General features: G+C 44.7%; 14 protein-coding genes. 9 read left to right on the top strand and 5 right to left on the bottom strand.

Features of this window, described 5'->3' with window-relative positions; translation table 11 throughout:
- Nucleotides 1–75: 75 nt before the first annotated feature.
- From queE to ACHUET_RS08835, 3 genes are all read right to left on the bottom strand, one after another.
- Entirely contained in the window at nt 76–807 is a 732-nt protein-coding gene (gene queE, locus ACHUET_RS08845; protein WP_394212230.1) for a 7-carboxy-7-deazaguanine synthase QueE, read from the bottom strand.
- A gap of 245 nt (nt 808–1,052) precedes the next feature.
- The gene (dapD, locus tag ACHUET_RS08840; protein ID WP_394212229.1) at nt 1,053–1,874 is read right to left on the bottom strand and encodes a 2,3,4,5-tetrahydropyridine-2,6-dicarboxylate N-succinyltransferase; all 822 of its coding nucleotides are present in this window, start codon (nt 1,872–1,874) and stop codon (nt 1,053–1,055) included.
- Between the two features lie 224 nt (nt 1,875–2,098).
- Nucleotides 2,099–3,055 (bottom strand): alpha/beta fold hydrolase, encoded by a 957-nt coding sequence (locus tag ACHUET_RS08835; protein ID WP_394212227.1) that lies wholly within the window; start codon nt 3,053–3,055, stop codon nt 2,099–2,101.
- 411 nt (nt 3,056–3,466) lie between these two features.
- Here ACHUET_RS08835 and ACHUET_RS08830 point away from each other — a divergent pair, with 411 nt between their 5' ends.
- The 6 genes from ACHUET_RS08830 to ACHUET_RS08805 all read left to right on the top strand — a co-directional run bounded on the left by ACHUET_RS08830 (nt 3,467) and on the right by ACHUET_RS08805 (nt 9,358).
- The gene (locus ACHUET_RS08830) at nt 3,467–4,630 is read left to right on the top strand and encodes an FAD-dependent oxidoreductase (RefSeq protein WP_394212225.1); all 1,164 of its coding nucleotides are present in this window, start codon (nt 3,467–3,469) and stop codon (nt 4,628–4,630) included.
- Nucleotides 4,631–4,837: 207 nt separating this feature from the next.
- Nucleotides 4,838–5,833 (top strand): arsenosugar biosynthesis radical SAM (seleno)protein ArsS, encoded by a 996-nt coding sequence (gene arsS / locus ACHUET_RS08825; protein WP_394212224.1) that lies wholly within the window; start codon nt 4,838–4,840, stop codon nt 5,831–5,833.
- A gap of 106 nt (nt 5,834–5,939) precedes the next feature.
- A complete protein-coding gene (locus ACHUET_RS08820) occupies nt 5,940–6,761 on the top strand; it encodes a DUF547 domain-containing protein (protein WP_394212222.1) in 822 nt (273 codons plus the stop codon).
- Nucleotides 6,762–6,803: 42 nt separating this feature from the next.
- The gene (locus ACHUET_RS08815; RefSeq protein ID WP_394212221.1) at nt 6,804–7,511 is read left to right on the top strand and encodes a TIGR04283 family arsenosugar biosynthesis glycosyltransferase; all 708 of its coding nucleotides are present in this window, start codon (nt 6,804–6,806) and stop codon (nt 7,509–7,511) included.
- A gap of 53 nt (nt 7,512–7,564) precedes the next feature.
- The gene (locus ACHUET_RS08810; protein WP_394212219.1) at nt 7,565–8,242 is read left to right on the top strand and encodes a TIGR04282 family arsenosugar biosynthesis glycosyltransferase; all 678 of its coding nucleotides are present in this window, start codon (nt 7,565–7,567) and stop codon (nt 8,240–8,242) included.
- Between the two features lie 72 nt (nt 8,243–8,314).
- Nucleotides 8,315–9,358, top strand: coding sequence for a methyltransferase domain-containing protein (locus tag ACHUET_RS08805; RefSeq protein WP_394212218.1), 1,044 nt, complete (start codon nt 8,315–8,317; stop codon nt 9,356–9,358).
- A gap of 167 nt (nt 9,359–9,525) precedes the next feature.
- Here ACHUET_RS08805 and mtnP read toward each other — a convergent pair whose 3' ends face one another.
- On the bottom strand, nt 9,526–10,419 hold the full coding sequence (mtnP, locus tag ACHUET_RS08800; protein ID WP_394212216.1) for an S-methyl-5'-thioadenosine phosphorylase: 894 nt from the start codon (nt 10,417–10,419) through the stop codon (nt 9,526–9,528).
- Between the two features lie 453 nt (nt 10,420–10,872).
- Between mtnP and ACHUET_RS08795 the strand changes: the two genes are divergently transcribed.
- From ACHUET_RS08795 to ACHUET_RS08785, 3 genes are read left to right on the top strand one after another with little or no spacing between them, the layout of a single operon-like run.
- Nucleotides 10,873–11,892, top strand: a complete 1,020-nt coding sequence (locus tag ACHUET_RS08795) for a TAXI family TRAP transporter solute-binding subunit (RefSeq protein WP_075106641.1) — start codon at nt 10,873–10,875, stop codon at nt 11,890–11,892.
- Complete coding sequence (locus ACHUET_RS08790) at nt 11,870–12,430, top strand: DUF1850 domain-containing protein (protein ID WP_394212214.1); 561 nt, start codon at nt 11,870–11,872, stop codon at nt 12,428–12,430. The genes ACHUET_RS08795 and ACHUET_RS08790 overlap by 23 nt, the downstream gene beginning before the upstream one ends.
- Nucleotides 12,402–14,444: a TRAP transporter permease gene (locus tag ACHUET_RS08785; RefSeq protein WP_394212213.1), complete on the top strand. Its 2,043-nt coding sequence runs from the start codon at nt 12,402–12,404 to the stop codon at nt 14,442–14,444. The genes ACHUET_RS08790 and ACHUET_RS08785 overlap by 29 nt, the downstream gene beginning before the upstream one ends.
- A 126-nt stretch (nt 14,445–14,570) precedes the next feature.
- Here ACHUET_RS08785 and lipA read toward each other — a convergent pair whose 3' ends face one another.
- A complete protein-coding gene (gene lipA, locus ACHUET_RS08780) occupies nt 14,571–15,614 on the bottom strand; it encodes a lipoyl synthase (RefSeq protein WP_394212211.1) in 1,044 nt (347 codons plus the stop codon).
- Nucleotides 15,615–15,753 lie beyond the last annotated feature (139 nt).

Here is a 15,753-nt window from a genome sequence, read left to right as displayed (position 1 = left end):
GAAAATATGTGCTTGTATATGAGTTTTTAGTTATCTTTATAAGGGTGGGCAGATATTATGTGCGTGATTGTCGCGTTATTTGCCTTTGGCATCTGCCCAAATGATTTTATGCAATTGCAACTGGAAGCGAACGGGTAAGGCATCTGCCAGCATCCATTCAGCAAGCTCTCTTGCCAATACAGGCACTTCAGGGCTAAGCGCTTCATCAATATCATCGGCAACGTTAAACATCGGAGAAAACCAAACCGTACCGACCAATTCATTTAACTTATGCTCGACTAATTGGTCTTTTGCCCAGTCATAGTCCTTGCGGTTCATGATTACAAACTTGATTTGGTCGTGCTCGGTTAAATGGTCAAGATTTGACCATAAGTTTTTATCGACTTCGCCTGAGCTTGGGGTTTTGAGATCCATCACTTTACTGACGGCTGGCGGTACGTTTTGCACCGAGAGCGCGCCCGCTGTCTCAAGGGATATCTCATAGCCATCGCTGAGCAAGCGTTTCATCAACTCAATCGCGTTTGGCTGTGCTAATGGCTCACCGCCAGTCAAGCAGATACGCTTACATGGGTAGCTTTTGATAATGTCTATGATGGTTTCTAATGACTGACGCTCGCCGCCCGTAAAGGCATATTCGGTATCACAGTAGACGCAGCGCAGCGGACAGCCCGTTAGGCGTACAAATATTGTCGGCAAGCCAGACGTCAGTGCCTCACCCTGTAAGGAATAGAAAATCTCAGTCAAACGTAACCCTGCTTCAGGGTCAGTGACGGGGATAGCGGCTGTGCGCAATAGTGATTCACTCATAATATGTCAAATACAGTTAAAGGTTGATAAGGCGATGAAGCGGTTATCAATCGTAATAAAGAAGAAGGCAGGCTGTGATATTTGTCGTTTTATGTTTGGATAAAACAAAACCAAAAAACGGATTATAACGCAACGCTCTGCATTAGGGTGCAAAAAAGACGCTGAAGTTTTCTTCAGCGTCTTTAGTAAATATAGTTTATCGCCGTCCGTACCGTTCGGGTACGAGGCCATAAATATTAAAAATACTAGGCTAAACGTAATAGCTCATTTACTGATGTTTTAGCACGAGTTTGCGCGTCTACTTTTTTCACGATGATAGCAGCATACAAGCTGTGTGTGCCGTCTTCTGATGGCAAGCTGCCTGGTACGACAACAGAGCCTGCTGGTACACGGCCGCGATGAATCTCGCCAGTCTCACGGTCATAGATACGTGTAGATTGACCAATATAGACGCCCATAGAGATGACAGCGCCTTCTTCGACGATCACGCCTTCAACGATCTCAGAGCGCGCACCGATAAAGCAGTTGTCTTCGATGATAGTTGGGTTGGCTTGTAATGGCTCTAAGACACCGCCGATGCCAACACCGCCTGATAGATGTACATTTTTACCGATTTGCGCACATGAGCCAACGGTTGCCCATGTATCAACCATCGCGCCTTGATCGACATACGCACCGATGTTGACGTATGATGGCATCAATACCGCACCCGCTGCGATATATGAACCTTTGCGAGCAACGGCTGGTGGTACAACGCGAACACCTGCTTCTTTGAACTGAGCTTCGGTCCAGTTGGCAAATTTCGTTGGCACTTTGTCATAGAACTGCACATGTTCGCCAGCTGCTTGAACGTAGTTGTCGTTCAAACGGAAAGATAGTAGTACCGCTTTTTTGGCCCACTGATTGACGATCCATTCGCCATCCTTCTTTTCGGCAACGCGTAGGCTGCCATTATCTAGCTGCTCAAGTACTTGCTCAATCGCTTCGCGCACGTCTTGTGGCATGTTGCTTGGGCTATATTCGTTGCGGTTTTCAAAAGCTTGTTCGATGGTTTGTTGTAATGACATAAAGGTTCCTAAAATGAATGAAAGGGAGGGTGATCTTAATGTTATGGTTAAAGACTTATATGACCCGGCCTAAAGAAAATTCAAGGTATGGCTTGGTCCAAAAACTTGCTTGCCGTATTGTCGCTAATTTGACCACTTTTAGCAAACAAGTTCAGTATTTCATTATGGCAGTGCTCGAGAAAAAGCGCTCAAAAAACTGCTCAAGATGAATTGTTTATCGTGCTTTAAGCGTCTGGTGCAGTGTTTTTTATCCACGCTAAAATGTCTTGATAAACCGTTTGATGATCTGTTTCGTGTAATACTTCATGGCGCATATTGGGATACAGCTGAATATCAACATGGCTAAATTTTTGTTTATGTAGGCGTTTGACCACGCGGCGAATACCGCGTCCCATGTTACCAATAGGATCATCTTCACCGCTGATAAACAGCATTGGGAAGTGTTTAGCAATGGTGGTGGCCCAGCCTTTATTTAGTCCGGTATCCATCAAAGTAAATAATGTCATAAAGCCGTTATTGGTAAAGTCAAAACCAGTCTTTGGATCAGCTTCATAGGCTTCAATATTTGCAGTATTCTCACTCAACCAAGCAAACTTCGATGATGCAGTGCGATCTTTTAGTTGACTGTTCAATACCTTATTCATGGTATTGGCAAGTACTGAGTTCGGCTGTCTAGGTGCCACTTTTGCCAATACTTTATTGATAGGCAGCAAAACTTTGGTCAATGGATTGACGTCCGCCGAGCCCATCAGTATCGCGCCAGTGAAATTATGCGCATGATGCTTAAGTACGTTACGCACGATAAATGAGCCCATGGAATGGCCCATCACAAAATGCGGTACATCAGGATGACGTGCTTTTAGGCTATCTGCCATAACAATCACATCTTTTAGCAGCGACTGCACGGGATGCTCTTCACCAAAAAACCCCAAATCCGCTTCGGTTTTGATGGTCTGTCCATGCCCAAGATGATCATAGGTTGCTACAGCGATGCCATTGTCCGCCAAGAACTGCGCAAAATCTGCATAGCGACCACTGTGCTCTGCCATCCCATGCACAATCAATAGCGTCGCACTGATGGCAACATTTTTGTCACTTGGCTCAAAAAAGTGATGGTGCAAGTAGTGAGTGTTGTCGGAGGAGAGAATGTTATCATTACTGGTATCGAGCGTGTTACTCATATAAGCTTCCTTGACAGGTTTTAATGGTCTGTATTTTTTATGGATCGTCATTTCAAAAACAGTGATCAGTTAGGCGTCGTCATTATGATTTTATTTTACTAGGCGCTGATTGGTCGACCATTTTACCTTATTTTTTTGTGTTACGTGACAGGGTAATGAAATCTATACTTGGTAGCAGCATTTAATGACAAAAATGAGTATGGACAATATTATCTAAGCCATTTATACCATCCACCCGATCATCAGGGTCGTCTATCAGACATATCTTATCTGTAAGCTGCTTTTGTGCTACTTATATGACAGGCACTAGGGCGTCTCCCTAATCCAAACGTTTATCACCATTTTTAAAATAGGGACACGCCCTAGAACTCGCTCGTCAACAACCTATCCATCACTTTGATTGGGATGCCTATGAAACCGCTGTCGCCAAAAAAACTATTATTAGCAGGGGCAGGTCATGCTCATATTGGACTGTTACGTCGGTTTGTTGCTGGGCAGCTAGATAGTACGGATTTCAAGGGAACGGCTATAGACATTGCTTTAATTAGCGAGCATCCGCAGACTATATATTCAGGAATGCTACCTGGTTGGATGGCAGGACATTACTCGCTTGACGATATCAGCATCGATATAAAATCACTTTGTAGGCGGGCGGGTGTACGCTTTATTCAGCAGTCGATCGTGCAGGTCAATGCGGCATCCAATATGGTCGCGACAACGAGTGATGAGCCATTGGCACTTGATTATGATGTGTTGTCATTGAATACTGGTGCAGAGACCGATATGCGATGGTTAGATAAACGAGACAGCTATGCTAAGACGGATACTCACGCCAGCACGGACGTAATCGCTATTCGTCCCTTATCAGAATTTATCACGCATTGGCAGCAGATTTTGGCTGAGGCGCGGCAAGCTAGTCAATACCAATTGGCTATCGTTGGTGCTGGGGCCGCCGCGGCCGAATTGGTCATGGCAGCTCAAGTCGCGCTACAGCATATCAATCCAAATCATCAAGTGACACTGGTGTGCGGTGAGCATCTGTTATCAGGATTTAATCTGCGTTTTCAGCAGCGCGTTATTAGGCAGCTGCATCGCCATGATATTAAGATAGTCCATGAGCGAGCGACTGGTTATCATGATGGTCATTTATTGACCGCACATGACACGCTGCCTATGAATACTGTGATCGCTGCGACGGGAGTGGTAGGATCAGCATGGACCGCTGTCACTGATTTACAGACGGTAGGTAATGGTTTTATGGCCGTTAATGCCATGCAGCAGAGTGTCTCTCACCCTAATGTATTTGCCGTTGGTGACGTAGCCACGCGAGTAGATGCAGATATGGCACATTCAGGCGTTCATGCGGTACATGGCGGCGCGATAGAGGCAGATAACCTATTGGCCTATCTCAAAGACAAACCCATGCAAGACTATCAACCCAAAAAAAACACGCTGTATTTATTGTCTTGCGGGGACAAGTACGCGATTGCCAGTTGGGGAGCGCTCAGTCTGCAAGGTCGCGGGCTTTGGTATCTAAAACGGTATATCGATCAGCGCTTTGTGAAGGCTAAATAGAGCAGTAATGGTTAGCATAAATAACAAAATTGATCTTACAAAACTGATATTACCAGTGATTCACAATCAGGTATGATTGATTAAACAAAATGTAAAATGAAAGGTCAATAAATAAGGTGTGATGTTTATCAAATAGCAAATAAAAGCAATTACTTATATGTAAACATATCTTTTTTGAGTTGTGTTATTAACGGGGTCTATACGATTATGAAATCGACTATCGAACTACTTGAGCACACCGACTTTCCGGCGATCAAACGTCGCGAACTAACGATACTACAAGTCAACATGGGCTACTTATGCAATATGTCTTGCGTCCATTGCCATGTGGCGGCCAGTCCTTATCGAACAGAGATGATGTCACGTGAGTTGGTTGAGCTGATCCCCAAAGTATTGCAAGCGCAAAATATCGATACGCTCGATTTGACGGGCGGTGCGCCTGAGATGCATGAGGACTTCAAATATTTGGTCACAGCGGCGCGTGCTCTGGGCGTCAAAGTGATAGACCGTTGTAACCTGACCATTCTTATGGAAGAGGGCTATGAGGACATGGCGCAGTTTTTAGCAGACAATCAAGTCGAAGTGGTGGCTTCCCTGCCGTGTTACTCCTTAGAAAACGTAGATAAGCAGCGCGGCAAAGGGGCATTTGACGATAGTATATTAGGACTGCAAAAACTCAACCAGTTAGGATATGGTAGGACTGATTCAGGGCTGACCTTAAATTTGGTCTATAATCCGCAAGGCGCGAGCTTACCGCCCAATCAGCAGCAGCTTGAAGCGGACTATAAGCGGGAGCTAAAAGAATATTTTGATATCGAGTTCAACCATCTATTTGCCCTCACTAATATGCCGATTCAGCGTTTTGGCGCGGTACTATTGGCCAAAAATGAATTCCACCCGTACATGGATTTACTCAAAGAAAACTACGTGGCGGACAACTTGAGTGAAGTGATGTGCCGCTCGACAATCAGTGTTAATTGGCTGGGCGAATTGTTCGACTGTGACTTTAATCAGCAATTAGAGATGCCTGTACCCAATAAATTGCGACGTCATCTCAGCGATTTGCTCACCCAAAATCCCTCTGGTGATGCCATTGCTATTGCGGATCACTGCTACGGCTGTACGGCAGGACAAGGCAGCAGCTGCGGCGGCGCGTTAGAAGAAGAGACCGTAGAGCAGACGATAGCAGATACGACCGTTTAGACGCCCATATCTACCATTAAGGGTCGTTGATAATAAACGGTTGTTAGACTATCGAGCTGGACGCCTGCGACAGACAAACATCACCAATTCAAGTGGAGTTAAGTTCATGTCAAGATTAAATGTTTCAACAAAAACCTTGGTTGTGCAACCCATCATTGCGCTTGCGATTTTATCATCAAGCGCGGCTGCCTATGCAGATTTCAACCATCAAAGTTGGGATAGCTTATTAAATAAGCATGTGACCATGACTAATGGCGGTAAGGCTTCCGTGGTGAATTATGCGGGCATGCAAGCGGATAAGAGCAAACTGGCAAGCTATCTTGATGCGACGAGCAAAGTCTCTCAAGCAGAGTTTAATCGGTGGAATAAAAACGAGCAGTTGGCGTTTTTGATCAACGTCTACAACGCTGGCACAGTCGACTTGGTATTGACAAAATATCCTAACATGAAGTCCATCAAAGACATTGGTGGGCTATTTGGATCGCCATGGAAGCAAGAGTTTATTCCATTATTGGGTAAAACGCGCTCGCTTGACGATATCGAGCACAACCTCATTCGTGGTTCCAAACGCTACAACGATCCGCGTATTCACTTCGCTGTTAATTGCGCGAGTATTGGTTGTCCTGCACTGCAAGATGACGCCTTTAGTGGTAAAGGTTTGGATGGTCAATTAGAGCAGGCAACCGCTAAGTTTTTGGCAGATGGTAGTCGCAACAATCTTAAGGGCAATACACTAAGGGTGTCGCCGATTTTTAAATGGTATAAGTCAGATTTTGAGAGTAATTGGCGTGGTACAAAAGATTTAGAAGGGTTTTTGGGTCGTTATAGCTCATCACTAGGGCTAAACAAAGCCCAGACAGCAGAGCTAAACCAAGGCAAAATAAAAATCAGCTATACCGACTACAATTGGAATTTGAACAAAAAATAAGTCAATGCTCGCGAGTTTATTCTTATTAAAACTGGACGTACCTTGAACCTCTCCATCATTATTCCATTGTTAAATGAAGTGGATAATCTGCCCAACCTTATTGCTCATATTAATGCGCTCAGCCCCGCGCCGCAGCAAGTGATAGTGGTAGATGGGGGGTCAACGGATGGCTCGATTACCGCCGTCCATAATTTGCTAAAAGCGTTGCCAAAAACGAGACAGTCATCGATTGACTGGCATGTTATCGAGTCTGTTGCTGGACGCGCTCGGCAGATGAATGCTGGTGCTAAGCGAGCAACTGGAGATGTGCTGCTGTTTCTACATGCTGATACTCGGTTGCCGACTGATGCAATACATCAGGTACAGCGAGCAATGGCAGAACATGACTGGGGGCGCTTTGATGTGCGCTTGGACAGTTCTCATCCGTTATTAAAAATTGTTGGTATGATGATTAATAAGCGCTCACGTTTGGTCAGTATTGCAACGGGCGATCAAGCTATTTTTATCGAAAAATCTCTATTTGAACGACTGGATGGCTATCCTGATCAGCCATTGATGGAAGATGTCGAGCTATGTAAGCGCCTAAAAACCATTAGTAGGCCCGCTTGTTTAAAAAGCACAGTGACGACGTCCGCACGGCGTTGGCAGCAACATGGATATTTCCGCACCATATTTTTGATGTGGCATTTGCGCTTTGATTATTGGCGCGGGATATCGCCTGACAGCTTAAAACAGCGTTATTATAAGTAGGAATGATCCAGCCATATTGGACTAATAACAATAACAAAAAGGGCTTCGTATTGATGCATGCGACCAGCGACCGAACCACTACCATAGATGTCAACTCACAGATAAAAGAGCAACCTACCTGCGTCATCTTATTTGCCAAATATCCAGCACGTGATAAAGCAAAGACTCGTCTGCAACCTGCATTGGGTATCGATGGTGCTGCGGATATGGCAAGGCAGTTGTTATTACATAGTGTCGAGCAAGCTGTGGCGAGCGACTTTGCCATTGAGCTATGCGTGAGTCCAGCGCAAACTGATGCCTGCTGGCAAGCGCTTGATTTACCGGAGTCACTGCAATGGTCTGCTCAGGCAGAAGGTGACTTGGGTAGGCGCATGTTGATAGCCAGTCAGAACGCATTGGAAAAATATGAAAAAGTTGTCTTAATTGGGACGGATTGTCCTAGCCTCACGGCAGAGCGTATACAGACCGCCGTACAGCAGCTAGATGAAGATAACGCGGTGATGATTCCTGCAATCGATGGGGGATATGTGTTGCTCGGATTTAATCAAGTCGATGAAAGCCTTTTTTCAAACATCAGCTGGAGTACGTCTAGCGTCGCTGAAATCACTAAGCAACGTATCGCGGCATTAGGGTGGACACTGGCGCTATTGCCAGCGTTGCATGACATTGATGAGCCTAAAGATTTAGAGCATTTACCATCAGATTGGCGCAATACGCTCAACAAAATCTAAAAATTAAACATGATTTTCTATAGTTATTTACTTAACTTTTAATTGGATTTTACTATTAATAAGGACATTGTTATGCATGACGTTGTGCAAAATTACTATGGCAAAGAGCTGCAAGGTACCGATGATCTAAAAACCTCAGCGTGTTGTGATATTAGCAATATGCCTGAGTGGCTCAAGCCGTTATTGGCAAATATTCATGATGAGGTATTGAGCCGCTATTATGGCTGCGGACTGGTGTGTCCTGCATTGCTTGAGGGTTGCCGGATTTTAGACTTGGGCAGTGGTTCAGGTCGAGATGTCTATGCACTCGCGCAGTTGGTAGGTGAGAGCGGGCATGTGGTTGGTGTGGATATGACGGATGAGCAACTAGCCGTTGCAAAGGAACATCAAGCTTATCATGTTGAGAAGTTTGGCTATGACAATGTGACGTTTTTGCATGGTTATATCGAAAAGCTCGATGAGCTAGATCTGGCTGATGGTAGCTTCGATATTATCGTCTCAAACTGTGTTATCAATTTATCACCAGATAAAGCCGCCGTGATGGCGAGCGTGCAGAGACTACTCAAGCCTGGCGGCGAATTTTATTTTTCTGATGTTTATGCTGATCGCCGTATTCCGCAACACTTGATCGATGATCCTGTATTGTATGGAGAGTGCTTGAGTGGCGCGTTGTATTGGAAAGACTTTATCCGTTTATCAAGAGACGCAGGGTTTTTAGACCCACGTCTGGTCGAAGATCGTCCGCTTGAGATTACAGATCCTGTATTGGCTGCCAAAATTGGTGATATACAGTTTTTTTCGGCCACTTATCGCTTGTTCAAAATTGCAGCGCTAGAAGATGCCTGTGAAGATCATGGACAAGCAGTGATATACAAAGGATCTATCGAGCAATCCCCGCATCGGTTTGATCTAGACAAGCATCATGCGATTGAGGCAGGTCGAGTATTCCCTGTCTGCGGTAATACCTTTCGAATGCTACAAGAATCTCGCTTTGCGCTGCATTTTGAATTTATCGGTGATGACAGCCGCCATTATGGTATCTTTGCAGGGTGCGGTGAGCTGATGCCATTTAGTCAGTCTATAGTGCCATCATCTGGTGCGGGCGGTTGCTGTTAAGAGTGGTGCTGTTAAGAGTAAAGGCATCTGGTTAGCTTTTATCCCAAACAGACTGATTAGAATCATAAAAAGGCCATTAAGTATATTAATGGCCTTTTTGCATGTGCGTAGGATTTGGGTTGTTGTCTTCGTCTCAAACAAGCACTTATCTAAATATGTTTAAATATTTAGTATAACAATGCAGCAAGTCTGATTTTGGTATGTTCGTCCATCATGTCTATAGGCGTGACCAAGGCCTGTGCAAGGGCATTGTGGGCGATGGATTCGGGTAATTCAGCAGCAATCAAAGCAACGGCTTCTTGAATCACCTTTTGAGCGTTTTCAGCATTTTTCATCAGGTTTTTTATCGCATAGTCTGCACTGACGGCTTCTTCGCTAGGATGCCAACAATCAAAATCTGTCACCAAGGCCAATGTCGCATAAGCCATGCTGGCTTCACGTGCCAATTTGGCTTCTGGCATATTGGTCATTCCGATGATATCCGCTTGCATTTGACGATACCACTCCGACTCTGCACGGGTTGAGAACTGCGGCCCTTCGATACAGACATAGGTCGCCTTTTTGTGACAGCTGCCCTCAGCTATATCTGCCTTATTATAGGCACGTGTTAGGATATCTGATAGGGCAGGACAGAGTGGGTCTGCCATCGATACATGAGCGACTGCACCCTCACCAAAAAACGTACTTGCTCGCTGCTTGGTCATATCAATCATTTGATTTGGCACGACCATATCTAGCGGTTTGAGGTGTGCTTGCAACGAGCCGACCGCGGATACTGAGACGATGTAACGTATGCCTAATGTTTTTAGGGCGTATATATTGGCGCGATAGGGTACTTCAGATGGAGTCAGTTTATGACCTTGACCATGCCGCGTCAGAAAAGCAACCGTTACTCCTTCTAATTCACCCAAAACAATGTCATCGGATGGACTGCCATAAGGGGTCTGTATCGTCACGCTGCGCTTATTAGTCAGTGCTTGGATCTGATACAAACCACTGCCACCAATGATGGCAATGTCAGCAGACAATGATTCCAGCGCTTCTGTTGTAGATATTGTCATAAAAATTATCCAAGTTGAGTCATAAAAAATAATGGTTTCGGTTCATATAATGAAGCATTTATCGGCTTACGTAAAAGGTACTCTAGACAAAGCCAATGAATAAAGATTCAGTCAAAATATAGCAGAATCAGAGTGGTAATAAAAATAAATCAAAATATACAGCGCAATACATGTAGATAAACCGCGATAAAGGTTTACAACAGCATCGAAATTTGGTTAAATAAAGATGAAACATTGTTTCACATAGCGGAACAATGTAAGTTTTGGCTATTATATATAATGAAAATATTTTCTCAAAAAGCTTGAAATATAAGGCATCTAAAGCAAAAGAGAAAACAGTCTTTAGTTTATTTATAACAAAAATTGCTATATCATTACTCAGGTGTAACGGATTAATACCTATATATTAATGCCGTTTATTGTATTAAATCGATTATTTCAAGGATGAACTCAATGCTCACTTCTCTAAAATCTCCCTTACTTTTTTCAGCGATATTAAGCGCCATGCTAGGTTTAACCGCCTGCTCATCGCCAAGCTCAGAAGGCAATGAGACGGCTGCTGCGGATAGTACGTCAGCTGATGCGGCTACCGATACACTCGATACTAAGTTCCTAACCATTGCCACAGGCGGTGCGTCTGGCCCTTATAACATCATCGGCACTGCATTGTCCGAAGTCTATGTAAAAAACTTTGGGGTCAACTCAAAGACACAAACCACGGGCGCATCGGTCGAAAACGTCAATCTATTGACCCAAGGCAAAGTCGATATGGTCTTGGCGCTCAGTGATGTGGTCACGGACGCGGTCGAAGGCAAAAATAACTTTGATAAGCCCATTACCAACATTCAGCAGATTGCAGTCTTGTACCCGAACGTGGTGCAAATCGTGACGACAAAAGACTCTGGTATCAAAAATATTGAAGATTTGAGAGGCAAGCGTATTGCCGTTGGCGATCAAGGCTCTGGTACGGAAGTCAATGCTCGAACGCTACTAGAAGGCTTTGGTATCACCTATGATGACATCACTGTTGATTACTTGGGCTTTGCTGAAGCAGCTGATGGTATGAAAGCGGGCAAGATTGAAGCCGCATTCTTTAGTAGTGGTCTGCCAAACTCATCGCTTATGGAGCTAGAGCAAGGTTTAGATTTGCAGTTGGTTACTATCGATCAAGACAAGCTAAAAGAAATCATTGCAACCAAGCCTTACTTCAAAACCTTTGAAATCCCTGCTGGCACGTATGGCAATGATGCTGCGATTCCAACTGCCGCAATCATGAATGCGCTATTGGTGAGCTCTGATCTGTCTGAATCTGATGGCTACAAATTGACTAAGGCGTTATTTGATAATCTGGACGGTCTAAAAACAGCACACCAAGCAGCCAACGACATCAGTCTAGAGACGGCTAGTGAAGGTATGGTCGCTCCAATTCATCCTGGCGCTAAAAAGTACTATGACGAACAAGCAGCCAAATAATTTATTATGGTTATCGACTGGCGCAGCATGTATTGCAGCGCTGGTTTTTTTGACCCTATGGATAGGTGTCGCGCGTCAGTCTGTGGTCGAGGTTCGCGTTGCAATAGAGGGTAGCGACGACAAGGTATGTTATTTCACTGACCCTGACTTTCAGCTGCGCTGGATACATTCTGTAGAAAAGCAGTGGTGGGAAGAGCAGTACCAACGCATAGAAAAAAGCAGCACAGAAGACGCTATGCTACTCCTCACCACCACATACTTTGAAGCATTTGGTGCTGGTACGCCTTCGACCGAACCCCTTGCACCCATACAAAAACCTGGCTATCTGGGTTATCAAGTCAATGAAAAACTACCTAGCCTAAATTGGGTAGTCTCTAGACTGACCAAAGGCGAGATCGATTATACTGGTCACCGTTTTTTGATTCATCATTGGGTGCCAGATTATTCTGAAGTGGTGATCATGCCTAAGACGTATGGTTTAATTGATAGATTTAAAAAGGACTTGTGTCATGAACTCCCAAGTGACGGATCACGGTAGCGTGAATACCACGCCAGATGCCAATGTTGATAAAGATGCTGATGCAGATGCGATCAACAAAGCAGTACTGGAAAAATATGACCGAGAGTCAATCACACGTCATATTACGCAAGGACCAGTAAAGTATTTCATTGCTGGTATTTGTATACTCTATTCACTTTTTCATCTTTATATTACCTTTAACCCGATGCCTGCATTGCTACAGCGCTCTGTACACGTCGGTGTTGGTTTTGCCTTAATTTTCTTGATTTTCCCCGCCAGTAAAAATAGCAGTCGCAGTCGAGTCGCTTGGTATGACTGGATTTGGTTTTTATTGTCTTTGTCCGGTATGAGCTATTTGATCTACGAATATCAAAACATTGTGACCTCACGTGGTGGTATGGCCAATCCGCTTGACGTGATATTTTCGCTGATCACTGTGGTCTGTGTGCTAGAAGGCAGTCGCCGTATCACCGGTTGGATTTTGCCAATATTGGCAGGGATATTTTTGGCCTATCCGTTTGTCAGTCACATGGATTTCATGCCTGATAGATTGCTGACTCGCCCTTATGACATGGGCGATATTTTTGGTCAATTATTCCTAAAAACCGAAGGTCTTTATTCTGTTGCGATTGGCGCGTCAGTGACCTTTATCTTTTTGTTCATTCTCTTTGGTGCATTCTTGGCACGCTCAGGAATGGGACAGCTGTTTAATGATTTGGCATTAGCCATCGCAGGCCATAAAAAAGGCGGACCCGCAAAAGTAGCGGTGATTTCTAGTGGCTTTATGGGTAGTATTAATGGTTCCGCATTATCAAACGTGGTGAGTACCGGAGCCTTTACCATTCCATTGATGAAAAAGGTCGGTTATCACAAAGACTTTGCGGGCGCGGTTGAGGCGAGTGCCTCGGTTGGCGGACAGATTTTGCCACCGATCATGGGAGCCAGTGCGTTCATTATGGCAGAGACCACTGGTCTGCCGTATAGCACGATCGCGCTTGCCGCTTTGTTACCTGCGATATTATACTATTTAGGCGTGATCGCGCAGGTACATTTCCGCGCTGGACGTCGTGATCTAAAAGGTATCGCCAAAGAGAGCTTACCCGCGGTCAAAGAAGTATTGAAAGCCCGCGGTCATATGCTATTACCTATTGTCTTCTTGATTTTCTTATTAATCAGAAACGTACCTGTGGGATATGCAGCAGCTTATACCATTGGTTTCACCGTTGTGATCAGTATGCTACGCGCTGAGACGCGCATGAGCTTTTCTGATATTTTAGGTGCATTAGAAGATGGTGCGCGCCAGTCGCTCGCGGTTATGGCTGCTTGTGCGGTCGTCGGTATTATTATTGGGGTTGTGAGTCTGACCAGTTTTGGTACGGTGATGACGTCATCTATTGTCACGCTAGGCGCAGGATCGCTATTCTTGACCCTTATCTTAACGATGTTGGCATCAATGGTTTTGGGCATGGGATTACCCTCTATTCCTGCCTATATCATTACGGCGACGATGGCTGCACCAGCATTGGCCGGTTTTGATATTCCAATCTTGTCAGCGCACATGTTTGTTTTCTATTTTGGTATCTTTGCCAATATTACACCGCCTGTATGTCTTGCAGCCTTTGCAGGTGCAGGTATATCCGGTGGTGATCCGATGAAAACAGGGTTCTTGTCGCTCAAACTGGCACTTGCCGGATTTATCGTGCCATTTATGTTTATTTATAGTCCGACGATGCTCATGATAGATCCAACTGGTCTGGCAGTTACGGCGAAAGACTTCCCGCTACCGCCTATTTTGGATATTATCACAGTCGTTGTGACCTCAGTGACAGGTGTGATTGCATTAAGCTCAGCGCTTGAGGGGTACTTCAGAGGTGAGATGAATACCATAACCCGTATCATCTTAGCCATTGGCGCTTTATTGCTCATTTATCCTGAAATTACGACTGGTATTGCAGGTGGCGTGATTGTCCTTGGTATTGCTGCATGGAATATGAAAACAAGTAAAGCACCGACACCAACGGTGAGTGTCTAGTCGCTAATATTAGTAGATTTTTGAACCAAAAAAAGGGTGAATAACAGATTTGTTATTCACCCTTTTATATTTTTAGCTATTATCTTTAGTACTTTGATATTGGTTTAACAATAATCAAATCAGCAATTAGCAGCCAAGTTTGCCTTCCGCTTCTAAGGCTTTTTTGCTACGGATAGGCGCTGGGCAATCTTCGCCATAATACTGACGATCAGCAAAGTAGCTTGAGCGTACCATTGGGCCTGCCCAAATGCTAAAGAAGCCAATCTTTTTGCCGTAGTCCATATAGCGTTGGAACTCGTCTGGATGGACATAACGGTCAACAGGGGCATGGTTCTTACTAGGCTGTAGATACTGACCAATCGTGATCATATCTACGTCATGCGCTTTGAGATCATCAAGTAGGGCATAGATCTCTTCTTCTGTCTCGCCAAGACCAACCATAAAGCCGCATTTGGTCGCGATATCAGGACGGCGCTCTTTATAAATCTTGAGCAAGTCGAGTGAATGCTGATAATCAGAACCTGGACGGAAGGCTTTGTATAGACGTGGCACGGTTTCGATGTTGTGGTTAAACACATCAGGCGCAGTCTCTGTCAGTAAGTCCAACGCAATATCCATACGACCACGGAAATCTGGTACTAGGATTTCAATCAAGCAGTTTGGGCTAAGCGCTTTTGACTCTTGGATGACTTCAACGAAATGACCTGCACCGCCGTCTTTTAAATCATCACGGTCAACGGAGGTGATGACAGCATATTTAAGCTGTAAGCCTAAAATGGTCTCCGCAGTATGACGCGGCTCGTCAGCATCGAGCTTGTTTGGGCGACCGTGTGCCACATCACAAAATGGACAGCGACGGGTACAAATATCACCCATGATCATAAAGGTTGCTGTACCGTCACCAAAGCACTGCGGCAAGTTAGGGCAGGCGGCCTCTTCACAGACGGTATAGAGCTTTTGCTCACGCAAAGTCGCTTTGATACGCGCCACTTCAGCAGGCGATGACATTTTTACCCGAATCCAGTCAGGCTTTTTCTTTGCCTCAACGGTCGGGATGACTTTAATTGGGATACGGGCAACTTTATCGTAACCACGTAGTTTTTCGCCTTGGATGGCTTTTTTTGGTTTGACCTTAGCAGCAGGTACATGGGTTTGTACGGCAGTTGTCATAATAGAATTATCTCTTAACCCTTTATAGTATAAGGGTTTATGGAATGATCAGAATGTTTTATGAGTGGCGATATTATAGCAGAAATTTAATAGGCAGTTTTTACACAATATCGCTAAGGTTACTATGATTGTTCTAGCG

The organism is Psychrobacter piscatorii (assembly GCF_043641605.1).
Classification (GTDB): Bacteria; Pseudomonadota; Gammaproteobacteria; order Pseudomonadales; family Moraxellaceae; genus Psychrobacter; species Psychrobacter piscatorii_C.
Note: the sequence above shows the minus strand (reverse complement) of the source record. Positions and strands in the feature narration are given on the sequence as shown.

What these genes read in the sequence shown, in the direction of transcription:
- queE (WP_394212230.1), bottom strand. Translation starts at nt 807, where the DNA reads ATGAGTGAATCACTATTGCGCACAGCCGCTATCCCCGTCACTGACCCT.
- dapD (WP_394212229.1), bottom strand. Translation starts at nt 1,874, where the DNA reads ATGTCATTACAACAAACCATCGAACAAGCTTTTGAAAACCGCAACGAA.
- ACHUET_RS08835 (WP_394212227.1), bottom strand. Translation starts at nt 3,055, where the DNA reads ATGAGTAACACGCTCGATACCAGTAATGATAACATTCTCTCCTCCGAC.
- ACHUET_RS08830 (WP_394212225.1), top strand. Translation starts at nt 3,467, where the DNA reads ATGAAACCGCTGTCGCCAAAAAAACTATTATTAGCAGGGGCAGGTCAT.
- arsS (WP_394212224.1), top strand. Translation starts at nt 4,838, where the DNA reads ATGAAATCGACTATCGAACTACTTGAGCACACCGACTTTCCGGCGATC.
- ACHUET_RS08820 (WP_394212222.1), top strand. Translation starts at nt 5,940, where the DNA reads ATGTCAAGATTAAATGTTTCAACAAAAACCTTGGTTGTGCAACCCATC.
- ACHUET_RS08810 (WP_394212219.1), top strand. Translation starts at nt 7,565, where the DNA reads ATGCATGCGACCAGCGACCGAACCACTACCATAGATGTCAACTCACAG.
- ACHUET_RS08805 (WP_394212218.1), top strand. Translation starts at nt 8,315, where the DNA reads ATGCATGACGTTGTGCAAAATTACTATGGCAAAGAGCTGCAAGGTACC.
- mtnP (WP_394212216.1), bottom strand. Translation starts at nt 10,419, where the DNA reads ATGACAATATCTACAACAGAAGCGCTGGAATCATTGTCTGCTGACATT.
- ACHUET_RS08795 (WP_075106641.1), top strand. Translation starts at nt 10,873, where the DNA reads ATGCTCACTTCTCTAAAATCTCCCTTACTTTTTTCAGCGATATTAAGC.
- ACHUET_RS08790 (WP_394212214.1), top strand. Translation starts at nt 11,870, where the DNA reads ATGACGAACAAGCAGCCAAATAATTTATTATGGTTATCGACTGGCGCA.
- ACHUET_RS08785 (WP_394212213.1), top strand. Translation starts at nt 12,402, where the DNA reads ATGAACTCCCAAGTGACGGATCACGGTAGCGTGAATACCACGCCAGAT.
- lipA (WP_394212211.1), bottom strand. Translation starts at nt 15,614, where the DNA reads ATGACAACTGCCGTACAAACCCATGTACCTGCTGCTAAGGTCAAACCA.